Source organism: Mycobacterium sp. E136 (genome assembly GCF_001666865.1).
Lineage (GTDB): Bacteria > Actinomycetota > Actinomycetes > Mycobacteriales > Mycobacteriaceae > Mycobacterium.
Genome location: NZ_LZJE01000041.1, coordinates 1 through 5,757, shown reverse-complemented (window position 1 = coordinate 5,757; position 5,757 = coordinate 1). Strand labels below are relative to the sequence as shown.

The 5,757-nt window shown below is 69.6% G+C and carries 2 protein-coding genes and 3 pseudogenes; 2 read left to right on the top strand and 3 right to left on the bottom strand.

Annotated features, from left to right (window positions below):
* Together A5698_RS03355 and A5698_RS29250 are read left to right on the top strand one after the other, a co-directional pair.
* Positions 1-293 (top strand): LemA family protein (locus A5698_RS03355; RefSeq protein ID WP_197506604.1); only part of this gene is annotated, 293 nt, incomplete at its 5' end.
* Between the two features lie 41 nt (positions 294-334).
* A pseudogene (locus A5698_RS29250) lies at positions 335-523 on the top strand (methionyl-tRNA formyltransferase); the annotation flags it as partial.
* On the opposite strand, the pseudogene A5698_RS03350 reads toward A5698_RS29250, so the two are convergent.
* The 3 genes and pseudogenes from A5698_RS03350 to A5698_RS03340 form a co-directional block, all read right to left on the bottom strand.
* Positions 463-2,262 (bottom strand): annotated as a pseudogene (locus tag A5698_RS03350) (DUF2207 domain-containing protein); the annotation flags it as partial. The pseudogenes A5698_RS29250 and A5698_RS03350 sit on opposite strands and share 61 nt — an antisense overlap.
* Positions 2,263-2,372: 110 nt before the next feature.
* Positions 2,373-4,175 carry a DUF2207 domain-containing protein gene (locus A5698_RS03345; RefSeq protein WP_068293321.1) on the bottom strand — a complete coding sequence of 601 codons (1,803 nt, stop codon included), beginning with the start codon at positions 4,173-4,175 and terminating at the stop codon, positions 2,373-2,375.
* Positions 4,176-4,207: 32 nt separating this feature from the next.
* Positions 4,208-5,757 (bottom strand): annotated as a pseudogene (locus tag A5698_RS03340) (primosome assembly protein PriA); the annotation flags it as partial.

Here is a 5,757-nt window from a genome sequence, read left to right as displayed (position 1 = left end):
CCGCCACCACCGGCAAGTCGGTGGCGCAGCGCAGCGCGGCCGAGAAGGAACTCGACACCGCGCTGGCGCCGCTGTTGGCGCTCGGCCAGCAGTACCCACAGCTCAACTCGTCGAACAACTTCCTGAACCTGCAGGAGAACTTGACGGACAGCGAGAACAAGCTGGCATTCGCGCGGCAGTACTACAACGACGCGGTCGCGACCCTGAACCGGTCGCTCACCACGATCCCGTGGATGTTCGTCGCCCCGCTGACCGGTGTGTCCGAGCGCGAGTACTACCAGACCCCGCGCTGAGCGCTCCGATGCGGCGCGAGCATCGTCTCTAGACTGACCCGGTGCGCATCGTCTTCGCCGGCACCCCGGAACCCGCCCTGCCGCCGCTGCGCCGACTCATCGAATCGCCACGTCACGACGTCATCGCGGTGCTGACCCGCCCCGACGCGGCGGCGGGCCGGCGCGGTAAGCCGGCACCGTCCCCGGTCGCGCGGCTGGCGCTCGAGCACGACATCCCGGTGCTGGCGCCACCCCCACTGGACGACTGCGATGCGGTGTACGCGCCGATCGACGACGACAATGCCGACTCGAAGCTGTCGAAGTTCGCTCCGCCGGAACTGCCGACGAAGCCCATCCCGCTGGACGAGGACGAGTGGTACCAATCCGGTTGTGGCGCCGCGGTTCCCATCGTCGTCTCGTACTTCTTGGCCCACAGCGCCGCGGCGCCCGCCGCGACCGCGAACGGAACGTAGGCCGAGTAGAGGTCCTTGCGCGCGCCGAAGTCGAACCGCGCCTCGGCCGAGTCAGTGGTCAACATGCGATGGAAACCCCCTGCACGCGACCATAGTTCGCGACCTGCCTCGGTTCGCCGTGTGCCGACGCCGGCGGCCCACGATCCGATCGACAGTAGGAAGAACGCCGCGAACGGCAACGCCCACATCGTGGTCGGGAACAGCCAGCGGAAGACGGCGCACAGCATGAGCAGGAACGCGATCGCGTTCGCGGTCCGGAGCCACAGTTCCTTGCTGCGCTTGACGAGCAGCTTGTTGTCGAAGGCCCAGTTCTGTACGGCCTTGGCCAGATCGGTCTTGGCCTTGTCGAGCTTCTGCCCCGACTTGACGGTCTTCTTCGCCTCGAACTCGCTTCCAGGATGCAACAGCTTCAACACCGATCCGACGGTCACGCTGACCGGATCGACGTCGGCCCATGCGCCGTGCTCGGCGATGCTGCGGATCTTCCAGTGTTGGGCGCTGACCTGGCGGAGTTCGATCAGACCCCGTTCGGCGAGGTAGAACAGCGTCGCGGTGAGTGCCTGTTTGGGCACCGCCTCGGTGCGGATGTACTCGGTCTGCACCGGGCCGAGCCCCTGGGGCGGCGCGTACTGCAGCGGGAAACCGGGCGACGGTTCGACCGTCGTGCGGTACCACAGCAGGGCAGCCAGTCCGGACGCGACGGTGAGCCCCGCGACCCACAGCACTCCGGTCAGCGACCGCCCCAGCACCCGATCCCACTTGTAGCTCCACGGCAGTTCGACTCGTGGCGGTGCCGGCACGTCCACGCTTGCGCGCACCGTCACCGGTGTGCGTGGCGGCAGGTTGAGCGCCGAGAACGTGACCCTACGCCCCGTCGTCGTCAGACCCTGACACGGTCTGCCGACGCCGTAGCCAACCGAACACTGCACGGCGGGAACGTCTCCTGGCAGCCGGACCGAGATGTCGGCGCGTTCGATCTTGTTGTTCCAGGCCGGCGCGATCACGTTCCAGAAGAACACCGAACCCGTGTCGGCGGGTTCACCCGTCGAGCTGGCGAACCGGCGGTCGGCTCCGGTGGTGCCGGGGTCCAGCACGCCGTCGACGGAGTAGCGGATCTCGTACACGTGCTCGCCGTAGCTGAGGTAGCTGTCGGGGTCGCCGATCTTCGCCACCAGGAACCGCTCGTCGCCCTCCCACAGCATCTGGTAGGGCACCGAGTCGCCGTCGAGCAGAATCGATTTGATGTCCGGTACCTGGCGGACGCGTGGGCTGTTGGGGTTGGTCACGTCCCAGTACCGGAAGATCCCGTGCCGACTGGTGGGGAAATCCGCGGTGATGGTCTCCACGGCGTTGAGCCGGCCCTGCTCGTCGACGACGAAATCCACCTTGTAGTTCGTGATGACAACGGGGTCGTCGGCGGCGGTGGCGTCCGAGCCGCCGGCGGTGAACACCAGGGGCCACAGCACTGCAAAGGCCAACACCAGCAACGTGAACACCCACGCGAACAGCCGACGCATACGGACCTCCTGTTGCGTGCGACCCCGGTTTTCGGGTTCACCCTAAGTGCAACCCGCCGATTTCGACGTGAACTCGCCGGTGATCGTCCCGTTGACCGCCGGGCCGGGGCTCACCACGAGCCGCCCCCTCCCCCGCCGCCACCGAAACCGCCGCCGCCGCTGAAGCCGCCGCCGAAACCGGTACCGCTGAACCCGCCTCCGCTTGTGCTGCCGGACGACTGGGATGCCGTGTAGGCGCTGATCGACGACGACAACGCCGATTCGAAGCTGTCGAAGCCATCGAAGCCCCCGAAGCCGGAGCCGCCGTAGGTGTAAACGGCGCCGGTGGTCGAGGTGGTGTGGTACCAATCCGGCTGCGGCGCGGGCGAACCCGTATCGGCCTTGTATTTCTTCGCCCACGCCGCCGCGGCGCCCGCGGCCACCGCGTAGGGAACATACGCCGAATACCGGTCGCTGCGGGCCCCGAAGTCGAACCGCGCCTCGGCCGAATCGGTGGTGAGCATGCGGTGGAAACCGCCCGCGCGCGACCACAGTTCGCGGCCCGCCTCGGTCCGGCGGGTACCCACGCCCGGGGCCCACGACCCCAGCGTCAGCAGGAAGAACGCCCCGAAGGGCAACGCCCACGAAGTGGTCGGGAATCCCCAGCGGAACACGCCGAACGGGATGAGCAACAACGCGATCACGTTCGCCGCGCGCACCCACAGTTCGCCTCGCGCCTTGACCAGCAGCGTGGCGTCGGCCCATTTTTCGACGGCCTTGGTCATGTCGGCCTTGGCCTTGGCGAGCTTCTCGCCGGACCGCGCGGTCTCGTTCGCTTCGAACTCTTCGCCAGGGCTCGTCACCCTCAGCGCCGACCCGACCGCGACGCTGACCGGATCGACGTCGCGCCAGGCCACGCGCTCGGCCTGACCGCGAATGCGCCAGTGCCCGTTGGTCAACTGCCGCAGCTCGATCAACCCGCGTTCGGCGAGATGGAACAGTGTCGCGGTGAGGGCCTGTCTTGGCACCGCCTCGGTGCGGATGTACTCGGCCTGAACCGGGCCGAGCCCTTCTGGGGGCGTGTACTGCAACGGGAATCCGGGCGGTCGTTCGACCGTGCTGCGATACCACGCCAGACCCGCCAAGCCCGCCGCCGCGGTGAACGCCGCGATCCACCACACACCGGACAGTGACTGCCCGAGAACACCATCCCATCTGGGTGTCCACGGGACCGTGGCGCGCGGGGGCGTCGGCACGTCGACGTCCGCGAGAATCGTCACCGGTGTCCGCGGGGCCAGATGGCGGGCCGACAGTCGCACCGTCGTGCCGTCGATCGTCAGGTTCTCGCACGGTGTTCCCACGCCGTAGCCGACCGAACACTGCACCCGGGGAACCTCACCGGGAAGGGCGACCGAGATGTCGACATTGTTGATCGCGTTGTTCCACGCGGGGGCGATCACGTTCCAGTAGAAGACCGAATCGGCAGGTGCGCCGGTGGTATTCGGATCGAGGACGCCCTCGATGGAGTACCGGATCTGGAAGACCTGCGTGCCGTTCAGCGTGCGGTCGGGATCGCCGATCTTGGCGACGCGGAAACGCCGACCGTTCTCCCAAAGCATTTGATATGGAACGCTTTTCCCGTTCAGGGAGATCGATTCGATCTCGGGGATCTGGCGCACATGGGTGTCGTTGCGGTTGGTGACGTCCCAATAGCGGAAGATTCCGTGCCTGCCGCTGGGAAACGACGTGGTGATGGTTTCGACAGCCTCCAGCCGGCCGTCGGCGTCGATGACGAAATCCGCGTCGTAGTCGGTGATGACGACCGGATCGGCGGCGGGGGCGGCATCGGAGTCGCCGCCGGTGAAGATCACCGGCCACAACACCCCAAAGGCCAACACCAGCAGACTGATTGCCAACATGAGCCGCCGACGCACGCGAACCTCCTGTCACCAGGTCGGTGTCCGGATCACCCGATGTGCAGCGGATCGATCTGGACGCGGACCGGCTGTTGGTCGTGACGGGCGCTGAGCACGGCGGTGGCCCGGCGCAGGGCCGAGGATAGGGCCAGCCCCGTATCGCGCGGAACCCGCAGCAGCATCCGGATCACCGTCGCGTCCGGCGGCAGCCCCGGTGGACGGCGAGCGCCGACCGGCAGTTCCACCGGACCGAGTTGTTCGGCAAGGTCGGGGAGGTCGGCGCCGTCGAGCAGCGCGTGCACAGCCTCGGGGATCCCGTCGATCGCGGCCATGTGCACGGCGGGCGGGAGGCCGACTTCGGCGCGGGCGTTCAGTTCGGCGTCCGCGTGCCCGACGGGGTCCCAGCGGATCAGCGCCTGCACGGTGGGGATCGCGGATTCGGCGACCGCGGCGATCACCCCACCCTCGCCGCGGCTGCGCACCAGGGCGCCCGCGGCCATCCAGCGGCGCAGGGTGTCCTCGGCCGCCCGCAGGTCCTGGCGGCCGAGGAGCGCCCAGCTGTCCAGCAGCAGCGCGGCCCCGTAGCCGCCAGCGGCCACGGGTTCGGCGCCGGGCGTCGCCACCACGACCGCGGGGCGCTGGGACACCTCGGCGACCATCGCGTCGCCGCCGGACGTGATGACCGTCGTACCCGGGAAGGCGCGGCCGAGTTCCTCGGCGGTGCGCCGGGCGCCGACGACGACCGCCCGCACCGCGTCCGAGCCGCAGCGGGCGCAGCGCAGCGACGCGTGGGCGCGGCCGCACCACCGGCACACCGCGCCCGCGGCGTCGCGGTCGGGCAGCGACAGGGGGCCGGTGCAGTGCCGACACCGGGCGATGGTCCGGCAGCGCGCACACGCGAGGGCGGGCACGTATCCTCGCCGGGGCACCTGCACCAGCACGGGGGCGCCGGACTCCAGCGCCTTGCGCGCGGCTTGCAGCGCCATCGACGGGAGCCGGGCCGTCCGGGCGGCCGGGTCGCGTTCCTGTTCGAAACCGCTGTCCTCGAGGGCGACGACGCGCGGTGAGGCCGCGCGCCGTATCCACATGCGCGCGAGGTGGCCATGCTGCGCGCGCACCAACTCCGCTGCGCCGCGCTGATCGGCGGATACGCCAGGACCGCCGAGGCCCAGGCGCTGGTGCGCAGCGGCTGGGCGCACGATCTGGTGGCGCTGCGGCCCGTGGTGCGCGCAGCATGGCCACCTCGCGCGCATGTGGATACGGCGCGCGGGGTTCGGCGAGCGTGTCGTCGCCGTCGTCCCACACCATCACCAGACCCAGGTCGGCGACCGGGGCGAACACCGCGCTGCGGGTGCCGATCACCAGCCGAGCGCTGCCGCGCAGCACCGACAGCCAGCGCCGATACCGTTGTGCGGGGCCCAGTCCGGCCGACAACGCCACCACCAGGTCCTCGTGGAGCAGGCGGAGCGCCGCGGCATGCACGGCGTCGATATCGCGTTGGTCCGGCACGATCACCAGCGCGCCCCGGCCCGCGTTCACCATCACCGCCGCGGCTTCGGCCAGCCGATCGGTCCAGGCCTCCCCGGGCAGCGCCTGCCAC